Source organism: Chryseobacterium proteolyticum, from assembly GCF_046591535.1.
GTDB classification, from domain to species: Bacteria; Bacteroidota; Bacteroidia; order Flavobacteriales; family Weeksellaceae; genus Chryseobacterium; species Chryseobacterium proteolyticum.
This window is the reverse complement of the sequence record NZ_JBJLWK010000001.1, coordinates 282,225-301,964: the sequence shown is the minus strand read 5'-3', so window position 1 is coordinate 301,964 and position 19,740 is coordinate 282,225. Positions and strand designations below refer to the sequence as shown.

The 19,740-nt window shown below is 36.0% G+C and carries 17 protein-coding genes and 3 pseudogenes; 11 read left to right on the top strand and 9 right to left on the bottom strand.

The window, feature by feature from the left end:
- Nucleotides 1-55: 55 nt before the first annotated feature.
- The 5 genes and pseudogenes from ACJ5H0_RS01195 to ACJ5H0_RS01175 form a co-directional block, all read right to left on the bottom strand.
- The gene (locus ACJ5H0_RS01195; protein ID WP_411246808.1) at nucleotides 56-2,755 is read right to left on the bottom strand and encodes a PD-(D/E)XK nuclease family protein; all 2,700 of its coding nucleotides are present in this window, start codon (nucleotides 2,753-2,755) and stop codon (nucleotides 56-58) included.
- Nucleotides 2,752-3,288 carry a DUF922 domain-containing protein gene (locus tag ACJ5H0_RS01190; protein WP_411246807.1) on the bottom strand — a complete coding sequence of 179 codons (537 nt, stop codon included), beginning with the start codon at nucleotides 3,286-3,288 and terminating at the stop codon, nucleotides 2,752-2,754. Before ACJ5H0_RS01190 ends, ACJ5H0_RS01195 begins: the two co-directional genes overlap by 4 nt.
- Nucleotides 3,288-3,692: a hypothetical protein gene (locus ACJ5H0_RS01185; protein ID WP_273647806.1), complete on the bottom strand. Its 405-nt coding sequence runs from the start codon at nucleotides 3,690-3,692 to the stop codon at nucleotides 3,288-3,290. Before ACJ5H0_RS01185 ends, ACJ5H0_RS01190 begins: the two co-directional genes overlap by 1 nt.
- Before the next feature lie 62 nt (nucleotides 3,693-3,754).
- Complete coding sequence (gene rsmG, locus ACJ5H0_RS01180) at nucleotides 3,755-4,390, bottom strand: 16S rRNA (guanine(527)-N(7))-methyltransferase RsmG (protein WP_273647805.1); 636 nt, start codon at nucleotides 4,388-4,390, stop codon at nucleotides 3,755-3,757.
- Nucleotides 4,391-4,477: 87 nt separating this feature from the next.
- Nucleotides 4,478-5,816, bottom strand: a pseudogene (locus tag ACJ5H0_RS01175) (M20/M25/M40 family metallo-hydrolase).
- 121 nt (nucleotides 5,817-5,937) lie between these two features.
- On the opposite strand from ACJ5H0_RS01175, the gene ACJ5H0_RS01170 reads away from it, so the two are divergent.
- From ACJ5H0_RS01170 to ACJ5H0_RS01150, 5 genes and pseudogenes are all read left to right on the top strand, one after another.
- Nucleotides 5,938-7,131: a pyridoxal phosphate-dependent aminotransferase gene (locus ACJ5H0_RS01170; protein ID WP_411246806.1), complete on the top strand. Its 1,194-nt coding sequence runs from the start codon at nucleotides 5,938-5,940 to the stop codon at nucleotides 7,129-7,131.
- 12 nt (nucleotides 7,132-7,143) lie between these two features.
- Nucleotides 7,144-10,083, top strand: a complete 2,940-nt coding sequence (locus ACJ5H0_RS01165) for a M16 family metallopeptidase (RefSeq protein ID WP_411246805.1) — start codon at nucleotides 7,144-7,146, stop codon at nucleotides 10,081-10,083.
- Between the two features lie 149 nt (nucleotides 10,084-10,232).
- Nucleotides 10,233-10,866 (top strand): annotated as a pseudogene (locus tag ACJ5H0_RS01160) (redoxin domain-containing protein).
- A 61-nt stretch (nucleotides 10,867-10,927) separates the two neighbouring features.
- On the top strand, nucleotides 10,928-11,233 hold the full coding sequence (locus ACJ5H0_RS01155) for a thioredoxin family protein (RefSeq protein ID WP_172283318.1): 306 nt from the start codon (nucleotides 10,928-10,930) through the stop codon (nucleotides 11,231-11,233).
- Between the two features lie 2 nt (nucleotides 11,234-11,235).
- Nucleotides 11,236-11,484, top strand: a complete 249-nt coding sequence (locus ACJ5H0_RS01150; protein ID WP_411246804.1) for a DUF6952 family protein — start codon at nucleotides 11,236-11,238, stop codon at nucleotides 11,482-11,484.
- A 124-nt stretch (nucleotides 11,485-11,608) separates the two neighbouring features.
- On the opposite strand, the gene ACJ5H0_RS01145 is transcribed toward ACJ5H0_RS01150, so the two are convergent.
- The 4 genes from ACJ5H0_RS01145 to ACJ5H0_RS01130 all read right to left on the bottom strand — a co-directional run bounded on the left by ACJ5H0_RS01145 (nucleotide 11,609) and on the right by ACJ5H0_RS01130 (nucleotide 14,341).
- Nucleotides 11,609-11,977, bottom strand: a complete 369-nt coding sequence (locus ACJ5H0_RS01145; RefSeq protein WP_411246803.1) for a VOC family protein — start codon at nucleotides 11,975-11,977, stop codon at nucleotides 11,609-11,611.
- A 133-nt stretch (nucleotides 11,978-12,110) separates the two neighbouring features.
- Nucleotides 12,111-12,797, bottom strand: a complete 687-nt coding sequence (locus ACJ5H0_RS01140; RefSeq protein ID WP_273647802.1) for a Bax inhibitor-1/YccA family protein — start codon at nucleotides 12,795-12,797, stop codon at nucleotides 12,111-12,113.
- Nucleotides 12,798-12,826: 29 nt separating this feature from the next.
- A complete protein-coding gene (locus ACJ5H0_RS01135; protein ID WP_411246802.1) occupies nucleotides 12,827-13,282 on the bottom strand; it encodes a peptidylprolyl isomerase in 456 nt (151 codons plus the stop codon).
- 24 nt (nucleotides 13,283-13,306) lie between these two features.
- Nucleotides 13,307-14,341 carry an acyl-CoA reductase gene (locus ACJ5H0_RS01130; RefSeq protein ID WP_172283333.1) on the bottom strand — a complete coding sequence of 345 codons (1,035 nt, stop codon included), beginning with the start codon at nucleotides 14,339-14,341 and terminating at the stop codon, nucleotides 13,307-13,309.
- 60 nt (nucleotides 14,342-14,401) lie between these two features.
- Between ACJ5H0_RS01130 and ACJ5H0_RS01125 the strand changes: the two genes are divergently transcribed.
- The 6 genes and pseudogenes from ACJ5H0_RS01125 (at nucleotide 14,402) to ACJ5H0_RS01100 (ending at nucleotide 19,739) form a co-directional block, all read left to right on the top strand.
- On the top strand, nucleotides 14,402-14,752 hold the full coding sequence (locus tag ACJ5H0_RS01125) for a 4Fe-4S binding protein (RefSeq protein WP_048510542.1): 351 nt from the start codon (nucleotides 14,402-14,404) through the stop codon (nucleotides 14,750-14,752).
- Between the two features lie 120 nt (nucleotides 14,753-14,872).
- Nucleotides 14,873-15,938 (top strand): annotated as a pseudogene (gene serC / locus ACJ5H0_RS01120) (3-phosphoserine/phosphohydroxythreonine transaminase).
- A gap of 122 nt (nucleotides 15,939-16,060) precedes the next feature.
- Nucleotides 16,061-17,026, top strand: coding sequence for a D-2-hydroxyacid dehydrogenase (locus ACJ5H0_RS01115; RefSeq protein ID WP_411246801.1), 966 nt, complete (start codon nucleotides 16,061-16,063; stop codon nucleotides 17,024-17,026).
- A gap of 2 nt (nucleotides 17,027-17,028) precedes the next feature.
- The gene (locus ACJ5H0_RS01110; RefSeq protein ID WP_411246800.1) at nucleotides 17,029-18,273 is read left to right on the top strand and encodes a DUF1015 domain-containing protein; all 1,245 of its coding nucleotides are present in this window, start codon (nucleotides 17,029-17,031) and stop codon (nucleotides 18,271-18,273) included.
- 268 nt (nucleotides 18,274-18,541) lie between these two features.
- Nucleotides 18,542-19,144 carry a zinc-binding metallopeptidase family protein gene (locus tag ACJ5H0_RS01105; RefSeq protein ID WP_411246799.1) on the top strand — a complete coding sequence of 201 codons (603 nt, stop codon included), beginning with the start codon at nucleotides 18,542-18,544 and terminating at the stop codon, nucleotides 19,142-19,144.
- On the top strand, nucleotides 19,113-19,739 hold the full coding sequence (locus ACJ5H0_RS01100; RefSeq protein ID WP_411246798.1) for a M28 family peptidase: 627 nt from the start codon (nucleotides 19,113-19,115) through the stop codon (nucleotides 19,737-19,739). Before ACJ5H0_RS01105 ends, ACJ5H0_RS01100 begins: the two co-directional genes overlap by 32 nt.
- The last annotated feature ends 1 nt before the right edge of the window (nucleotide 19,740 follow it).

Genomic DNA, 19,740 nt, shown 5'->3' with positions numbered 1-19,740 from the left:
TATAAGGCAGCTTTTTTTATAGGAAGAACTCCGTAAACATCAGCATTCATTCAGCTTAATTAGTAAATGATTTGATGTTTTCTTTAAAGCTAACCTCAGGGTTAAGAATTTCAAGAATAAGACTACGTACCGATTTCATAGCTTCATCAATACCACCTTTTTCAAATTGCAGGGAAACAACCCCTTTTTTTGCCTCTGCGAAACTCCAGATCCCGGTTTCAACAGGAAAACCCCAGAATTCAGAAAGACTTTGAATTACATACTGATAAATACACAACTGAAGAGCCTGTTTTCTGTCGCTGTTATGAAAATAGGCATCTACATTATCAGCATCAATTTTTACGATCAGATTTTTAATTTTTGCGGTCTTGTAATCGATAATCCTTACAGTTCCGTTAAGGCGGTCTATGCGGTCTATAAATCCAAAGAAAGAAACTTTATCTTTTGTGATGTCGTCCAGATAAAAATCCACATTCTCAAACCTTCTTTCGATGGCAATAATTTCCAGTTTGTTTCCTGACTTTACAAGATCCAGATCGTAAGTAAGAATGCTTTCAATTACTTTTTTTGCAATTGCTTTATGGATAAAATTCATTCCCTTTTCATAGAATTCCGGCTGGTGTTTAAGCTTTTCAATTGCTATATCGATATATTGATCTATTGCTTTAATTGATTCTATTAAATCATTTTCTTTTAATATCTTACCTTTAAGTACTTCATATACTTCTTGAAGTGAATAATGAACCAGATTTCCGTAATTTTTAACAGACAATTCTTCTTCGATTTCATCAGTTTCCGATGTATTTAAAATCTTTGATAAATAAAAATCGATAGGATTATAAAGGTAACTCGTCAAATGGGAAGCAGATACTTTTTCTTTCCATTTTTCAAGTCTTTCCAGAACAATATCCGTTTTATTAATTTCAATAGGCTGAGAGGAAATGGGTTCAGAGGAATTTTCTATAATCAGGTGCTCGATATTGTGAGAGCTTTCCATTTCAATCTGGGTAATAAATCGGCTTTTTTCACCACTGTTAACGCCTGAACTTAAAGCATTGAATAAAAGATGTACATTCTGAGCATCCTGAATCAGCCTGTAAAAATGGTAGGCATAAATACTATCGTTTTCCAAAAAGGTGTGAAGATCAAAGAACTTCCTTATATCAAAAGGAATATAAGTATTCTGCGAATTTCCTAAGGGCAGCTTTCCTTCATTTACAGATAGCAGAATCACGTTCTCAAAATTTAAAAGCCTGGTTTCCAGCAATCCCATGATCTGTAATCCTCTTAAAGGCTCTCCCTGAAAGTCGATACTCTCGGAATTAATATGCTGATTAATAAGTATTTCAAGCGTTTCCATCTTAATCTCAAAATCATAAGGGGTCACCTGATTTTTAATGATCCTGAATGCATTTTCAAAATGGGAAACATTTTCATATTGGATATCATCTATTTCCAACCATTTAATCTTCTTACAAAAATCTATAAGCATGTCAAGGTAGCATCCTGTTGAATCTGCTTTTTGAAGTAAATGAAAATAAGAGAGTCCGCTTAAGAGTTCCCGTAATAGTTTCTGGGATATATAAACGATATTTCTCTCTTCTATCCTTGTTTTAAACTGATTGATAATCTGTTCATCTTCAGGTGATTTCGGGAGCTCTTCGAGGATAGGAAACAAATCCCTGTAATAATATGAGTATTTATTTTTTTCCAATTGTTTCTGGAGATAGAAAAGCTGTTTGACAGCATTGGAAAAAGAGAGATTCTTCAGAGGAAACCCCATGGTAATATTCAGATGGTCAATACCATGCATAACATCCAGACTTGCCGGAAGCAGATTTTCATCCAGCAGCACCAATGCAGTATTCGAATAGGTTTTGTTCTCAATTTCACTGAATATCTCAGGCAGTATTTTTGTTTGAGTTACATTACCGGATACTTCATAAACTTTGATGTTTTTAGGTTGGTTAAAATCATCTTCGATCCACTGAAAAGCCCTGCTGTCATTAAACTCCTTCCACAACTTATGATTTCTCAGAAACTTTCCGGCTTCTTGCCTTTCATCATCGAAATAGTAATGATCCGCCTGGAAAAAGCACTGTCCTTTATCCCATTGGAGCAAACTTCTCACCAGCTTTTCTTCCACCGGAGTGAAAGCATTAAACCCACAGAATACAAACTGCTGGTCGGTGGCCTTGGCGAAATCGTTTATTTTAGCTTTAGCTGTTTCATGGATCATTCCTGAAGTTGCCCAATTCCTTTCCTGTAATTTCTTTTTTAAAACAGGAAGAAAAATATTCATATTCCTCCAGAAATTAAGGAACTTTTTCCTTGGAACATCATCATCTTCTCCTAAATTCTGAGCCCATTCCTTGATCCTCTCTTCATCAAACATATACTGGAGTACTACTTCATCACTATCTGAAAATTTCAAAATATCATCCCAGTCTTTTTGTAAAGTAGGAAACCACTTCAGAAAGTCAGAGAAATTATCGTTGGGAATCAGGTTAAGACTTTTATAGACATCAAACGCAAAAAGCCACAGGGCAATCCCCTGAATGGGTTGCTTATCCGCAATACGGTCAATAAGTTCCTCTATCGTATAAAAGTTGGGCAGAAATCCTGAATAATTATTTTCCTCAAGGATCTGACGGATAAAAACAATGGGTCTTTTTCCGGGAATAACAATATTAAATACGGATAAATCTGTATTTTGGGCTAAGAGTTCGTGAATGATTTTATTGAGAAATTTCAAGACTTTTTATAGCTATTTAATTGGTCTAACTGTTCCGTTATACTGGTATTATATTCAGCTTGCTTTTCCTTATTCATTCCATTTTGTGTTTCTTTGTCATAGGCAATCTGGAAATCTCTGTATTCATGCAACACCCTGTCATAAATAGCTTTGAATTTTTTCTGGTAATCACCTGCGGTTTTAATGTTTTCCATTACTTCTTTCCGAAGCTTTCTGGCATATAGTTCAGCAATATCAAAATGCTTTTGCTCGTGGAGTAACACATAATCATTGATCCTTTTTACATCTTTCCACGACTTATCTTTATTGAAAATAGTTAGAACTTCAATTTTCACAGGAGATGCAGGGTTGGAGGAAGTGACAACGGAATATTCCCAACCACAATGGGTATAGGCAACTACATCTTTATTGCTTTTTCTGCTCACCTGACTTTTAAAATCATCCCAGGTAAGCTTCTGATCTTCTTTCCAGATAATTTTCTGACCGAATATCTGAACGGATACCAAAAGACAAATAAAGATGGTCCACTTCATTATTTCACTACGATTGTTTTGGTGATCCAGCTGTTCGTTCCCTGCCAGAATTTAAAGGTATAAGTTCCGGTCTGCTGAGGATTGAAATTGATCTGATTCATACCCTGGTGGGTAGATTGTGAACATTGAGCATCAGTTCGGAATTTATAAGCAGTAACCGTTCTGGTTAAATTATCACTGTGAATGTAATCATAGCCATAGAAGCCTTCACATTGTGACACATAAGAAGAATAAGTTTTTATATGCTGAATATCAAAAACGTTCATCGTGTCTTTAGAAATTTTTACACTATCAATTTTTACCTTATCAATAGATTGTATGGATTCATAATCATCATCATGACAGGAAGCAACAACTATCCCTAAAATTATTGCAGAAAACCCAATATTTAAAAGTCTTTTCATAACACAATATTTTTCGATTATTAATAAATATTTAGCAAAAATTATTCCTTTGTTAACGAAAATTAAGAATTAAAATTCCCTTTCGATAAGTAAACTACTTTTTTGGTATCAAAAAACTCTTCTTTAAAATAAGTATTAAGATTATAAATTTCACACTTCAAACCGGCAAGTTCTTCAGCGAGATCTCCTCCTTTCAGATATAGCACCCCATTATGCTTTGCATTAAATTGTTCTTTTTCAAATTTACCTTTCAACCATCTTAGGAATTCAGGCATTTGAGTAACCGCCCGGCTTACTACAAAGTGAAATTTTTCTTTTAATTTCTCAGCTCTACCATGGATTGCAGTAACATTAGTAAGTCCTACTCCTTCTGCAACAGCATTTACAACACTGATCTTCTTACCGATGGAATCTATGAGTGTAAATTGAGAATCCGGAAATAAAATAGCTAAAGGAATTCCGGGAAAACCACCTCCCGTTCCAATATCAAGAACCCGGGTTCCGGGAGAAAACTCCATTACTTTAGCAATCCCTAATGAATGCAGGATATGCTTTTCATATAAAGATTCCATATCTTTTCTGGAAATCACATTGATCTTTTCATTCCACTCATTATAGAGACTTTCCAATTGAGTAAATTGTTGTATCTGATTTTCTGTGAGATCCGGAAAATATTTTAATAGTAACGATATAGACATAAGAATTATTATAATTTGCAAAAATAAGTTTATTTCACGTTGTATTCAAATTAAGTCGCCTAAATCAGGGTTTTTAAGCCAATAAGATTATTTTGCAATAGCGGGTATCACCGGTACACTTACGTTTCCGCTTGTATTCACGGTTTGTACTGCAAAAATATAGTTGTCTTTTGAGAGCGGGATTTTCAGTGAAAGCTCCTTGGTAAATATTTTCTTCTGCCACAAGGGATTATCTGTTTCTCTCACTAACACATAGTAGCCTGCAGCCAGTCCTGATTTTGGTTTTTTCCAATGCAGAACAGTAGAGTTGGTAAGTTCTTTAACTTCTATTTCAACCTGCTCGGGCTTTGATGCAGATTTAGCAAGACTGGCTAATACAGCAACATTGGCAGCTACATTCTTTCGCAAATAATTAAAGTCAATAAACTCAGGAAGATCACCATATTGCTTATTATTTTCTTTTCTTATATCCTGATGCTGATGATCATAATTTTCATAATATTCCGTCAATCTTACAGAAGGAAATCCATAGTTCACAAAGCTCGAATGATCTCCTCCACGTAAAAACCTGTCATTTCTGTAGATCAGCTTTACTTCAAGTTTTTTCACATATTTTTCAGCAACCTCCTTAATGTATCTCGCTAACTGACGGGATTCGCCATCATTTTCCAAGCCCAGATTTCTTAATCCCAAAGCTTTTTTATCCAGGTCAGCATAAGGCAATCCTTCACTGAACACCCGCAGTGTGTGATCATTGATTTCACCAGTCTCTCCCGCTTTGGCATTTCCTATCATATCATTATTCAAAACAGCTTCTAATTGCACATTCTCCTTTTTCATTTTCTCTGCCAGTAATTTAGAACCAAGCAGCGACTGTTCTTCTCCGGAAAAAGCAACGAAAATAACAGATGCCGGAAACTGGGATCTGCTGAGAACCCTTGCCGCTTCTATCACAGCACTTACTCCACTTCCATCGTCATTTGCCCCTGGAGCAAACGATGTCCTGTTCATCACATCCGTAACACGAGAATCTAGATGTCCTGAAATCAGGAAAACCCTTTTGTCATCAGGGTCTGTCCCCCTTAAAAAAGCACACGCATTCCCAAGGTTAGTAACCTGATCTACCCTTTTTCCATCCGGCTGAATATCTTGCTGCTGCAAATAAACTTCCATTCTTCCCCCTGAATTTTTTGCAAATTCTTTAAACTTACTTAAAACCCAGGTCCTTGCCGCTCCTATCCCATTTTCCGGATCATTTATCTTGCTTAACGTATGTCTTGTATTAAAACTTACAAGACTGTTGATATAACTTTTCAGGGAATCCGAGTTTACCTCGGAAACATATTTTTTTTATTTCACCGTCTTTTTCAGGTATTTGTGAAAAACCTATAAACGGAATCAACAGCAGAAGAACAGAATATTTCATAAGATTAAATGTAAGATGATTTAAATATACAAAACGTACAGCTTGAGAAGCTTTTTTTATTTTAATATTATATTTAAATTAAGTTTTATTATATATTTTTGTTACAATACAAAAATATTACATGGACAAACTTTCAGATAGAGTAAAAAGACTTGGATACTCGCAGACTTTTGTAATGTCTAATAAGGCTAGAGAAATGAAAGCCAACGGAATAGACGTTATCAGCTTAACACTTGGCGAACCGGATTTTGATGTTCCCGACAATATAAAACAAGCGGCTTTTGATGCCATTAATCAAAATTACAGTCATTACTCTCCTGTTCCGGGCTTTCTGGAGCTTCGTGAAGCTATTGCATACAAATTAAAAAGAGATAATCATTTAGAATATAAACCTACACAAATATGTGTTTCCAATGGTGCCAAACAAGCTATTTTAAATGTTCTGGCTGCCATCATCAATGACGGAGATGAAGTGATCCTTCCAACACCGTATTGGGTAAGTTATGACGAAATGGTAAAAATGATGGGCGGAAATTCCGTTATGGTTCCAACCTCTTATGTAACTGATTTCAAAATCACTGCCGAACAGCTTGAAGAAGCAATTACAGATAAAACCAAAGCTGTTTTATTCAGTTCACCTTGTAATCCTTCCGGTGGATATTACACTTACGACGAATTAAAATCCCTGGCTAAAGTCATTGCTAAATACCCTCATGTTACTGTGATTTCTGATGAAATCTACGAGTTTATCAACTATGAAACTAAAACAGCATCTATAGCCCAATTTCCTGAAGTATATGAGCAAACAGCCGTAATCAACGGAATGTCCAAAGCTTTTGCGATGACAGGCTGGAGAATAGGATATTCCGCATGTCCTGAATGGTTGGCGAAAGCTTGTGAAAAAGTTCAGGGGCAAATGACCAGCGGAGCCAATACAATGGCCCAGAGAGCTTCTATTACTGCTCTGAAAACAGATCCTTCAGAATACAGATACATGATCGATGCCTTTAAAAAAAGAAGAGATCTTGTCTATGATCTGATCACTGAGATCCCGGGATTCAAGGTTCTTTTGCCTAAAGCAGCCTTCTATTTCTTTCCGGATATTTCTTACTATATAGGCAAAACTTTGAACGGAACCGAAATTAAAGATGCTGATAATTTTGCTATGTTTATTTTAGAAAATGCTCATGTAGGATGCGTTGGCGGAGTTTCCTTTGGAAGCCCTGAATGCATCAGATTCTCTTATGCTGCATCAGAAGATGATCTAAGAGAGGCCATGAGGAGAATCAAGGAATTATTAGAAAAATTTAACTAACAATACCAACCGATGAATTTATTAAAGAGAATCACTATTGCAACAAGCATTGCAGCAGCTAGTTTTACGGGCTATGTTTATGCACAGGATTTCCAGTGGAAAGAAGCTACGGCCAACGGTTATACTTACCGATATGTAACCAATGACCCAACCGCCGCAAGATATTATAAACTGAAAAACGGCTTAACTGTTATTTTAAGTCCAACCAAAAAGGACCCAAGAATCCAGACGTATATTGCTACCAAAGCAGGAAGCAAAACCGACCCTGCTGATCATACAGGTTTAGCCCATTACCTTGAACACATGCTTTTTAAAGGTACCGACAAGTTCGGATCCAAAGACTGGGCAAAAGAAAAACCTCTGCTGAATCAGATCGATGCATTGTATGAAAAATACAATCAGACAAAAGATGAAGCCAAGAGAAAAGAGATCTACAAAGAAATAGACAAAGTATCCGGAGAGGCAGCGAAATATGCCATTGCCAATGAATATGATAAAATGATGTCAGGAATGGGAGCAGATGGCACCAATGCTTTTACATCATTTGAACAAACGGTGTATACGGAAGACATCCCTTCAAATGTTACCGATAAATTCTTAGCTGTTCAGGCAGAAAGATTCAGACAACCCATTTTAAGGCTTTTCCATACGGAGCTGGAAGCAGTTTATGAAGAAAAGAACCGCGGCCTGGATAATGATTCAAGAAAAGTTTATGAAGCGATGTTCGCGGCCATATTTCCAAATAACAATTACGGGAAACAAACTACGATCGGAACCGTTGAACACTTAAAGAACCCTTCTCTAAAAGCAATCAGAGAATATTTTAACAATTATTATGTTCCTAACAACATGGGAATCATCATGTCTGGAGATTTCAATCCTGATGAAATGATCGTTAAAATCGATAAAGAATTCTCCTATATGAAACCTAAGGAGATTCCTGCTTACACTGTTGGGCAGGAGCAGCCTATTACTGCACCGATCACTAAAGAAGTATTTGGCCCTAACCCAGAAAACATTACGATAGGCTTCAGATTTCCGGGAGCGACAACAAGAGATGCCAGACTTCTGAATCTGATAGGAAGCATGCTAACTAACGGGCAAGCGGGACTTATTGACCTTGATCTTGTGAAAAAACAAAAATTATTAGCCGCCTATGCTTTCCCTTATGTTTTAAAAGACTACTCTGTTCTCTTCCTGCAAGGAAACCCTACAGAAGGTCAATCTTTAGATCAGGTTAAAACATTGTTACTGCAGGAGATTGATAAATTAAGAAAGGGAGAATTCTCTGATGATCTTATACAATCTATCGTAAATAACGAAAGGAAGAATATCATTCAGAATAATGAAAAATACTCTTCAAGAGCAAGTACTTTAATGGATGAGTTCACTTCTGATATTGACCACAAAGCAGCTTTGGAATATGTAGAAGAGATATCGAAACTTACTAAAAAAGATATCATGGACTTTGCTTCCAAATATCTTCAGGACAACAATTACGTTGCCATCTATAAGAGAAAAGGAGAAGATAAAAACATTGTAAAAGTAGATAAGCCTACAATTACTCCTGTTTCTGTAAACAGAGACGACCAGTCTCCTTTCCTGAAAAAGATCAACGAAATGCCTGAGTCGGCCATCGCACCGGTTTGGCTGAATTTCGATAAAGACATCGCAAAAAATAAATTAGGCGGTATTGATGTTCTTTCTGTAAAAAATACAGATAATGAATTATTCAGGCTGTATTATCACTTCGATTCAGGAAAATGGAACAACAAAATGCTTCCTTTGGCAGCAGAATACCTTCAATACCTCGGAACCAAAAATAAATCGTCCGAAACCATCAGCAAGGAATTCTATAAACTTGCATCAAGTTTCAGCGTAGGTGCCGGAAATGAGGAAACCTATGTAACCATAGAAGGTCTCAACGAAAATTTTGATAAAACATTAGCTTTATTCGAAGACCTGATCAAAAACTGTGAAGCTGACCAGGCTGCTTTAGATTCTTATAAAGCAAGATTGAAAAAAGCGAGAGCCAATGCAAAACAGAATAAAGGCAGCATCATGGCTGGATTGAGAAGCTATGCACAATATGGCCCTCAAAATCCATTTAATAATGTATTGACAGATGCAGAACTTGATGCCTTAAAAGCAGAAGACCTGATCAAAATACTTCACGATTTGTTCAACTACAAACACAAAGTATTGTATTACGGTCCGAAATCCGGAAGTGAAGCCGTTGCATCCCTCACTCCCATCCACAAGCTTCCGGCTACCTTAAAAGATATGCCGAAGTCTAAAACTTTCACCCAGGTACCAACAGATAAGACCAAAGTATTATTTGCTCATTATGATATGGTTCAGGCTGAAGTTTTCTGGGTAAGAAACGGAGAGCAATACAATGCAACGATTACTCCTACGGTAAGCTTATTCAATAATTATTTCGGAGGTGGAATGGGATCAATTGTATTCCAGACCATAAGAGAATCCAAAGCCCTGGCTTATTCTACTTATTCTTACTTCTCTCTTCCAAGCAAAAAAGAAGATAAAGATATGATTACTGCTTATGTAGGAACTCAGGCAGATAAATTCAATGAGTCCACTACAGCGATGAATGAGCTTCTCACTACTTTACCACAATCTCAACAACTATTTGAAACAGCTAAAAGTGGTTTAAAGAAATCTATCGCTTCGGAAAGAATCACCCAGGACGGAATCATCTTTACTTATTTAAGAGCTCAAAAGCTGGGCAATTCTACTGATATCAGAAAGAATGTTTATGATCAGGCTCCTAAACTGTCATTTGCAGACATTAACAGTTTCCACGATAAGGAAATGAAAGGTAAAAATTTCACCTACTGTATTGTAGCATCTCAGGACAAAGTAAATGAAGCCGACATGAAAAAATTAGGAGAGGTAAAAAAACTCAACTTAAACGAAATTTTCGGTTACTAAATATAATGAAAAAGCTCTGAATTCAGAGCTTTTTTCTTTCTATCGGTTTGAAAACAATTATAGATTTTATTAATCGATTTACATTTGTTCGATAGACAAATCATTCCTATATTTGCAACAGAAAATTTAAATATAAAAACAGAAAAATTATGTCTTTAGTAGGAAAAAAAATTCCCGAATCTAACAATCGATGCGATGTCTGAAATGGGTGATGATTTAAGAATCAACATTTTTGAACAAACGACTAAAAATCAGGAGAAAGTTATCTTATTCTGGTATCCAAAAGATTTCACTTTTGTTTGCCCTACAGAGCTCCATGCTTTTCAGGATGCTTTAGGTGAATTCGAAAAAAGAAACACTAAAGTAATCGGAGCTTCATGTGATACTAACGAAGTACACTTTGCATGGTTGAACACTGCAAAAGACAATGGAGGTATCGAAGGTGTAACTTATCCTCTTTTAGCTGATACTCACAGACAATTAGCAAACATCTTAGGAATTGTAGATCAGGATTTCGAATACGATGAAGAAGGAAATGAAAGCTTTACAGGTTCTAATGTAACTTACAGAGCAACATATCTTATCGACGAAACAGGAAAAATCTTCCATGAGTCTGTAAACGATATGCCACTTGGAAGAAACGTGAAAGAATATTTAAGACTAATAGATGCTTATACTCACGTTCAAAAGCATGGAGAAGTTTGTCCTGCAAACTGGGAAGAAGGTAAAGAGGCTATGAAAGCTGACAGAAATTCAACCGCTGAATATTTAGCTAAAAACTAAAAATAATAATGGGGTTTGAATTTTCAGACCCCATTTTTTTTAAATTAAAATCACAACAATTATGTACACAGAGTTAACAGAAGATACATTACAGAATATAGTAAACGATAATGAAAAAGTAGTCGTTCAATACGGTGCTACATGGTGCGGAAACTGCAGAATTATGAAACCAAAGTTCAAAAAACTGGCTTCTGAAAATGAAGCAATTCCATTTCTTTATGTAGACGCTGAGAAATTACCTGAAAGCAGAAAATTGGCTAAAGTAGATAATCTTCCTACGTTTGCAATCTTTAAAAACGGAGCGCTTGTTAACCAGGTTCAATCCAATCAGGCAGAAAGTTTAATTAACCTTTTCAACGAATTATAATTATGAAGTTACCCGTAATCAGACAATTTTATCAGAATCAGACCCCTGAAAACCTGGAAAAGACCCTTGAAGTATTGGAAAGCTTCAGTGAATTCAGAGGAACAAGTGAAGAAAATTTAAATGTAGCAGGAGAGCTTATTACCAATATCTGTGGAGCGTTAGAAGTTCATGCTAATGTTCAGAACGGAATGAGCGAAAAAGATGCTTTAAACTCTTTTGCACAAAAGGTATTAGGATCTATAGATAAATAGTTTTAATTTATTTTAAAATTAAAAGATTAAAGTATTTAAAGATTAGATCACCTGATGTCTAAATACTAAAAATCCCGATGATAATACATCAGGATTTTTTTTTAGTTTACAGCCTTTGACAATATCAATCACGCTGTTTAATGATAAAAACCGTCCCTGCCGGATCTGTGATCCAATGCATATTATCAGGGATTTTTTCAAATTCATCACATGTTTCTACATGATGATCCTTGAGATGAGATATCGCTGCCGGTACATCAGGCACATTAAGCTCAAGCCATGTTTCGGAATGGGTATAATTATCCACACAATCAAGCCACACTGTATTCCCGCCAAACTTCACTTCGTGAGTTCTTGATACTGTAGGGTTGTCGATAGGCTTCTCTTCAATCTCCATTTTGAGAATATCTTTATAAAAAGAGATCGTTTGTTCGTATTTGTTTTTAGGAATTTTTATGGCAATATTAACTCCTCCTTCAAATTTTGTTTCCATAATTAAGTTTTGGTATTAAGTTGTTGCACCCAAAATACAAAAAAATTGACATCCTATATTTTTTAAGACTTTGATATACTAAAAGATCCCGATGCATAACATCGGGATCTTTCAAATATATTGTGTTGATTATTTAGCTTCTTCTGCTCATCAGGATGCTTAAAACATACCAGAATAAAAGCATGATTGAAGCGAAAAGTTGAAGAGCCGCACCTACATATTGATCTGTAGCATAAGAATCTTTAAGTTTACTTGTCTGGTATAGAATGGTTGCAGAAGCAAGAATCACCATACCTACAGAAAACCAAAGTCCAAGATTGAACCCGAAAATCATTCCGGCTACAATAAGGCCAATTGCTATAAATCCACCGATCACAATGATGTTTCTCAGGAATGAAAAGTCCCTTTTGGAGGTAAATGCTACGGCCGATATACCAGCAAACATAGCGATGGTTAACATAGCCGCCTGAAAAATAACATTAGGCCCAGAGTATATCATTGCAATATAAATCAAAGGCAGGAAAATAACAGCTTCCAATAAAACATAAAATCCAAGCCCTAAATATTGTGTTGATTTGCTTTGCGACAACGACCATTTGGCTGCCAAAACGGAAGCAAGCCAGAAAACACCGATAATCAATAACCATGCATACTTCTGAGCAAACATCATAAAAATCAGCTCCTGTGGAACTGTTTTCAATAAGATCGTTTCAACCCCAATAAAAGCAAGGATCGAAAGCGCAACATGCAAATAGGTTTTTTTGTAAAAAGCAGCCTTCTCTACATCGGTAGACTGTGCTACTAAAACGTCTTTAATCATAATTTATATTTTCTTTAAATATACTGAATTTATTTATTTTTCTCGACAGGTTTTACTCCAATAATCCTGCCATCTTCCTCAAATAAAACAGTAATGAGATCTTTTGGCAAAGGGGATTTATCATCAGAATATTTATACTGAATAAAAGGATAGCTTACTCCATCCATCAACGTCTGATGACCTGATTTAAAGACTTCAGCTTTTTTCTCCAGCTGAATCCCGTCTTTAAGCTTCTGCAATACCTTATCAGTCACGAGGGTCTTTACCTTTTCAGAAAGTAAACCATCGATTATTGCGCGATCAGCAGAAGTTTTCAGAGCCTGTATAAATGCAAAATACTTTTCATTATATAATGCAATTTTATCCTTATCAAGCTCTACTGTTGATTCCTTTCTGTTGTCATTTTGAATTTTTAAGCCTACCACTTTTTGTGAAAATAAAAATGACGCGGTAAGGAGGCTTATGGTAAAAAGCAATTTTTTCATACTATGAGATTTGGTGGCTTAAAGTTAGACTATTTCCAGGAACTTCATGGTATCCACATTATCTGCATATGTATTCAATCCCGGATTCTGGGCTTCTCCAAAACGAATAGAGTCTAATCCTAATTCATCTTTAGCCACAATACATTGGATATTTTCTTCATTTTCCGCAATAAAATTTCTCACTTCATCCATTGAAGAATACCTGCTGAAATTGATAACAGAAAGAGGACTAAACAATTTATCGTCTTCTTTTAACATCACAAAATTATTATCCCAGAACTTATCCTGGTTCAATAGATAAATTGCGCGGTTATAATCATAATTATTAGCATACTTATGATGATTGATGATATCTTTATGATCGATAAAACTTTCAAAAAGCCTGTCGATCAGGAAATCTTCAGGAATTAAAATCCTCGTGACATTTCTGCAACCTAATCCGAAATATTGGAAAATATCATTAGCGAGAAGCTTAAGCTCTTCTTCTGTTTCATCTCCTTTCAGAACAGCAACCGATGTCCTGTTTTTACGAATGATATTCAGATGATTTTTAAAGTAGTATTCCAGGTACCTCGCGGTATTATTGCTTCCTGTAGCAATTACAGCATCAAAATTGTCTAATCTTTCAACAAATTCGTACTCCACGTTATTATCAGAAAATTCCCTCCATTTTTTTAATAAAAAAGGAATTATATATTGATCTTTTGACGATAATTTGATCACCGGAATATGATTACTTAATACAACAGAGATCACATCGTGCCAACCTACAAGAGGAATATTTCCTGCCAGGATAAGCCCTACCCGCTTTGAAGTTTCAGATGCAGAATAGTCTTTAAGCCAATCTTTTATATTCGTTTCGGTAAGCAATTCAGCCCATTGCCGGAAAGCAAATTTCTGATTATCAATAGTAAACCACGGGTTCTCTATTTCCGACTTTCTCAACAATAATTCAAATTCAGAATCACTTTCGTTGAACTCCTCCGTACTTTTTGCTAAATACGCTCTTATATAATCACTTAGTTTAATAAGTCCTAAAACTTGATTTTCGATATTCATAATTACTGCAAAATTGGGGAATATTTTGTAATTTTGTGCAAATTTAAAAAAAAATTAGCGATGGCTATTAAAATAACTGATGAATGCATTAATTGCGGAGCCTGTGAACCGGAATGCCCGAATAATGCAATATATGAAGGAGCCGTAGACTGGAAAGCTTCCGAAGGTACTGAGTTAAGTGGTACTGTAACATTGCCATCAGGATTAACGGTAGATGCGGATGCACCTCAGGAACCTGTAAGTGATGATGTTTATTTTATTGTTACTGATAAATGTACAGAGTGTAAAGGATTCCACGAAGAACCACAATGTGCTGCAGTTTGTCCTGTAGATTGCTGTGTTCCGGATGAAGATCATGTAGAATCCGAAGAAGCACTACTAAATAAAAAAGCGTTCTTACACGGTGAATAAAAAATGCCGTCTCATCAATTATGAGACGGCTTTTTAATTATAATTTCTATAAATCTATTTAAGAATATAAAGTGAAACCACAGGTTCTAAAAACACCTGTACAACCAAAAAAATAAAAATATGAGCAAAAAGCACAATTTCAGCGCAGGACCATGTATCTTACCAGAAGAGGTATTTCAAAAATCAGCAGAAGCTATTCTTGATTTCAACGGTATCGGGTTATCTATCCTTGAAATTTCTCACAGAAGTAAGGATTTTGTTGCGGTGATGGACGAAGCACGTGCCATTGTAAAAAGACTGATGAACCTGGGTGATGATTATGAAGTATTATATTTAGGTGGTGGTGCTAGCTTACAGTTTGCAATGGTTCCATACAACCTTATGAAAGTAGGTGGTAAAGCTGCTTACCTGGATACAGGAACTTGGGCTGCCGGAGCTATAAAGGAAGCTAAAAAAGTAGGAACTGTAGATGTTGTAGGTTCTTCAAAAGAGGAAAATTACTCTTTCATTCCAAAAGACTATACTGTTTCTTCAGATTATGATTACTTCCATTGCACATCCAACAATACTATTTATGGAACTCAGATGAAATCGTTTCCCGAAGTGGATACATTGATGGTTTGCGATATGAGCTCAGATATTTTTTCAAGACAACTGGATTTTACTAAATTCGATTTAATCTATGCCGGAGCTCAGAAAAATATGGGACCTGCAGGTGTAACACTGGTTGTTATAAAAAAAAGAAATCCTGGGAAAAACAGGAAGAGAAAACATGCCTTCTTATTTTGATTATGAACAACATATCAGTAAGGAATCAATGTATAATACACCACCGGTTTTCCCGGTATATGCGTCTTTATTAACACTTCAGTATCTTGAAAGAAACGGAGGAATTGCAGCAGCAGAAAAAAGAAATGAGGCTAAAGCTAAACTTCTTTACGACGAAATAGATAACAATCCTTTGTTTGAAACGTTCTGTGTAAAAGAGGATCGTTCACTAATGAATGTTTCTTTTAGATTAGTCGATGAGTCTAAAAAAGAAGCTTTTGATAATGCATGGAAAGCAGCAGGAATCAATGGGTTAAACGGACACCGAAGCCTTGGAGGTTACAGAGCAAGTCTATACAATGCATTGCCTATTGAAAGTGTTCAGGTTCTTGTTGATGTCATGAAATCCATTAAGTAATTAAGGCATTAAAAAATTGAAGAATTGAAAGATTATAATGCTAATTATAATTTTATTAATTTGCGAACCAATTCTAAATATTTAAATTTTTCAAATCTTTAGATTTTTAAATAAAAGAAAGTATGAAAGTTTTAGCTAACGATGGAATTTCCAAAGCAGGAGAACTCGCTTTAAAAGAAGCTGGAATTGAAATTCTGAACAACCGTGTTGCGCAGGATCATGTCATCAATTTTATTAACGAAAATAATGTTGATGTTCTGCTGGTAAGAAGTGCCACCAAAGTGAAACAGGATCTTATTGATGCCTGCCCGGGTTTGAAGATCATTGGAAGAGGCGGGATCGGAATGGATAATATTGACGTAGAATATGCCAAAAGCAAAGGAATACAAGTCATCAATACCCCTACGGCTTCTTCTAAGTCTGTAGCCGAGCTGGTATTTGCCCATTTCTTTTCCTTAGCAAGATTTCTTCACGAATCCAACAGATTAATGCCTTTGGAAGGAGAAACTCATTTTGATGCAATGAAAAAGTCATTCAGCAATGCCTATGAGCTTTCGGGAAAGACATTAGGCGTGATTGGTTTTGGAAGTATTGGTCAGGAAGTAGTGAAAATGGGAATTGCATTAGGAATGAAGGTTAAGGTATTGACGAGAAAACCTAAAACAAAGACCCTTTCGTTATCTTTTTTTGACGGACAAACCCTGGATTTTGAAATTACATCTACCAACGATTCTGATTCTTTCTATAAGGACACTGATTTTATAAGTATCAATACTCCTAAAACCAATGAATATATTATAGACACCGATCAGTTCAAGAAAATGAAAGATGGTGTTTATATCGTAAATACTGCAAGAGGTGGGGTAATCAATGAAGTTTCCCTTCTTGATTTCATTGAATCCGGAAAAGTGGCGGGAGCTGCACTGGATGTTTTTGAAAATGAACCTACTCCTGAACTGATCTTACTGATGAATCCATCTTTGTCCCTTTCTCCTCATGTAGGAGGCAATACAGTGGATGCCCAGGAAAAGATCGGGGTAGAACTTGCAGAACAAATTATTAAGCTACAAAAAGAAACTATAAAATAAATATGCCTGTTTTTAAACCATTTCGCGGAATTAGACCTCATAAAGATCTTGAGCAAACTTTTCCTACCCATCCATTAGACAATTTCACCCAAGAGGAAATTGCAGAAAAAGCTCAGGTTGAAAATACTTACATCAATATGATAAAGCCCTATGTTGTAAGTAAATCAAAAGATATTGACCGGAACCTAAGGAAGATCCGTTCTACGTTTGAAGAACTTCTGGAAGAGAAAAAACTCGTTCAGGACAGTTCTGCATACTATCTTTATGAACAGATCTACCCCAACAAACAGGTTTTCAGAGGATTACTTGGTCTAACAAGTCTTGAAGATTTTTGGAACGGAAAAATCAAAAGACATGAAAGTACCATCCCTCAGAAGAAGGAAAAGCTGGCACATTATCTTGAAAAAGTAAACTTACAGGCAGAACCGGTACTTCTTACCTACCCTGCCAATTCCAAAGTGGAGCTTCTTATGAACCATGAGGAGAAAAACGTGCCGATCTTCAACCACGTTGACTCTAAAGGGATCAGACACAAAATCTGGAGAATAGACAACCGTCTTAAATTACAGCAATTCAAAGAGGTCATCGAGCAAATAGATTCTTTTTATATTGCCGACGGTCACCACAGGATCGGATCGACAGCATTGAATGCAAAGCATCAGAAAGATAAAAACAAAAGGCATAACGGTACGGAAGCGTATAATTTTGTATTCAGCTTCATTGTCTCTAATCAGTCTATCAAAATTCACGATTACAACAGAATTGTAAGTGACATCAATGACCTGAGTGCTGAAGATTTCCTACAACAGCTTGAACACTATTTCCTGATTCACGAAAAAGAAGAAACGCCATACTACCCTTCTCAGAAATTCCATATTTCGATGTATCTGGATGGTAAATTTTACTCACTGCATGTGAAGCATGATCTCCGTTCACAGGAAATGTCGCTGGATAACCTTGACCACCATTTGTTGGATAAATACATCTTTAAAAATATATTAAAAATAGAAGATCCGGATAGTTCAGATAAAATTTCCTATGTGAAGGGAACTTCCAATCTTGAAGGTATCAGTATTTTAAAAGAGAAAATAGACAATGGTGAAGGACGCGTAGGTTTTGGAATTTATCCGGTAAGCTTTAATGATATGATTAAAATTTCAGACCTTAAATTGAGTATGCCTCCAAAATGTACATTTATTGAACCCAAATTGGTTACAGCACTCTTAATGTACGATATGAAACCTTAAATTATTTCCATTTTTTTCCTACTTTTATACGCGGAAAAGAAAAGGTAAATCGAAAAATGAAAAAAATATTCATTATTATACTTCCACTCTTTTTGAGTGGATTTTTATTTTCTCAAAAAAAAAACTCAAAAAAAGCCTCAGAAAAAATTAACTACAGCCAAATTCAACTACCCGGATGAATTCAAACAAATCTCTGATGAAATATTAGTCAATGGTACTGCCTACGAGAATTTAGGAGAATTAACTAAAGGTATAGGTCCTCGTTTCAGTGCTACGCAGGGTTATTCAAAAGCTACGGAATGGGCAGAAAAAAAAACTGAAAGAAGCAGGTGCCGAGAACATATGGAGACAAGAGGTTAAAGTCCCTGTCTGGATCAGGGGAAAGGAATCTTTACAGATAAAAACCAGCAATGGAGAATGGAAGAATATCAGAATGCTTTCATTTGGAAACTCTGAGGGAACTGGCGGTAAAGACCTCATAGCAGATATTTTGCTTGTGAACGATATTCCGGAACTCAACACCCTTACTTCTGCACAGGTGAAGGATAAAATCATTTTCGTGAATTCCCCGATTGATCAGAAGATCATTAATACTGTAGATTCTTATCTTATTTCCGCAAAATCTAAATTGCTCTCCGCTTCTGTAATTGGCAAAAAAGGAGCAAAAGGCCTGATCATCCGGTCTCTTACTACGGCATCCGATGATGTTCCCCACGCCAAAATGATCTATTATGAACCCGATGATAAGATAAAAATACCAGCAGTAACCATAGGAGCTAAATCAGCTAATGAGCTGGAAAAGCTGTTAAAAAAAACAGGCCGTAAAAGCAAAGCTTACGATGTCTGCAGAATCGAAAGGAGAAACAATTAATCATAATATCATAGGAGAAATTCCAGGAAAGAAAGACTCCAAAATAATACTTCTAGGAGCACAGCTGGATTCCTGGGATTTTGCAGAAGGAGCCCACGATGACGGCACAGGAGTCGTGCAGTGTCTCGAAGTATTAAGAACAATTAAAGCTTTAGGTATTGATAATAACCACACCATAAGAGTTGTTCTGTACGCCAATAGTGAAAACGGTGGCCAGGGAAGAGAAGGCTATGCTGCATATGTTAAAAAGAAAGATGAAAAGCACATTTTTGCTTTAGGGACTGATTCCGGAGGTTACTCTCCGAGAGGATTTTCATTAGATATGGCTCCCCAGCGAAGAAGGCTTATATTTGAGTGGAAAAACTATTTTCTCCCTTATGGAGTGTATGATTTCGATCAAACCTACGCTATACAGGACATTTCACCACTAAAAAAACTGGATATCCCCCTAGCAGAATTAGTAGTAGATACCCAACGCTATTTTGACTACCACCATTCTTCCGAGGACACTTTTGACAAAGTGAACAAAAGAGAGCTTCTTCTCGGAGCTGTTGCTATGACACAAATGATTTTTATGATTGATAAAAATTGGTAAT

Bases quoted from the DNA above. Each gene is read 5' to 3' on its own strand.
- ACJ5H0_RS01150 (WP_411246804.1), top strand. From the start codon at position 11,236: ATGAAGTTACCCGTAATCAGACAATTTTATCAGAATCAGACCCCTGAA.
- ACJ5H0_RS01145 (WP_411246803.1), bottom strand. From the start codon at position 11,977: ATGGAAACAAAATTTGAAGGAGGAGTTAATATTGCCATAAAAATTCCT.
- ACJ5H0_RS01190 (WP_411246807.1), bottom strand. From the start codon at position 3,288: ATGAAGTGGACCATCTTTATTTGTCTTTTGGTATCCGTTCAGATATTC.
- rsmG (WP_273647805.1), bottom strand. From the start codon at position 4,390: ATGTCTATATCGTTACTATTAAAATATTTTCCGGATCTCACAGAAAAT.
- ACJ5H0_RS01185 (WP_273647806.1), bottom strand. From the start codon at position 3,692: ATGAAAAGACTTTTAAATATTGGGTTTTCTGCAATAATTTTAGGGATA.
- ACJ5H0_RS01115 (WP_411246801.1), top strand. From the start codon at position 16,061: ATGAAAGTTTTAGCTAACGATGGAATTTCCAAAGCAGGAGAACTCGCT.
- ACJ5H0_RS01140 (WP_273647802.1), bottom strand. From the start codon at position 12,797: ATGATTAAAGACGTTTTAGTAGCACAGTCTACCGATGTAGAGAAGGCT.
- ACJ5H0_RS01155 (WP_172283318.1), top strand. From the start codon at position 10,928: ATGTACACAGAGTTAACAGAAGATACATTACAGAATATAGTAAACGAT.
- ACJ5H0_RS01100 (WP_411246798.1), top strand. From the start codon at position 19,113: ATGTCTGCAGAATCGAAAGGAGAAACAATTAATCATAATATCATAGGA.
- ACJ5H0_RS01165 (WP_411246805.1), top strand. From the start codon at position 7,144: ATGAATTTATTAAAGAGAATCACTATTGCAACAAGCATTGCAGCAGCT.
- ACJ5H0_RS01125 (WP_048510542.1), top strand. From the start codon at position 14,402: ATGGCTATTAAAATAACTGATGAATGCATTAATTGCGGAGCCTGTGAA.
- ACJ5H0_RS01170 (WP_411246806.1), top strand. From the start codon at position 5,938: ATGGACAAACTTTCAGATAGAGTAAAAAGACTTGGATACTCGCAGACT.
- ACJ5H0_RS01130 (WP_172283333.1), bottom strand. From the start codon at position 14,341: ATGAATATCGAAAATCAAGTTTTAGGACTTATTAAACTAAGTGATTAT.
- ACJ5H0_RS01135 (WP_411246802.1), bottom strand. From the start codon at position 13,282: ATGAAAAAATTGCTTTTTACCATAAGCCTCCTTACCGCGTCATTTTTA.
- ACJ5H0_RS01110 (WP_411246800.1), top strand. From the start codon at position 17,029: ATGCCTGTTTTTAAACCATTTCGCGGAATTAGACCTCATAAAGATCTT.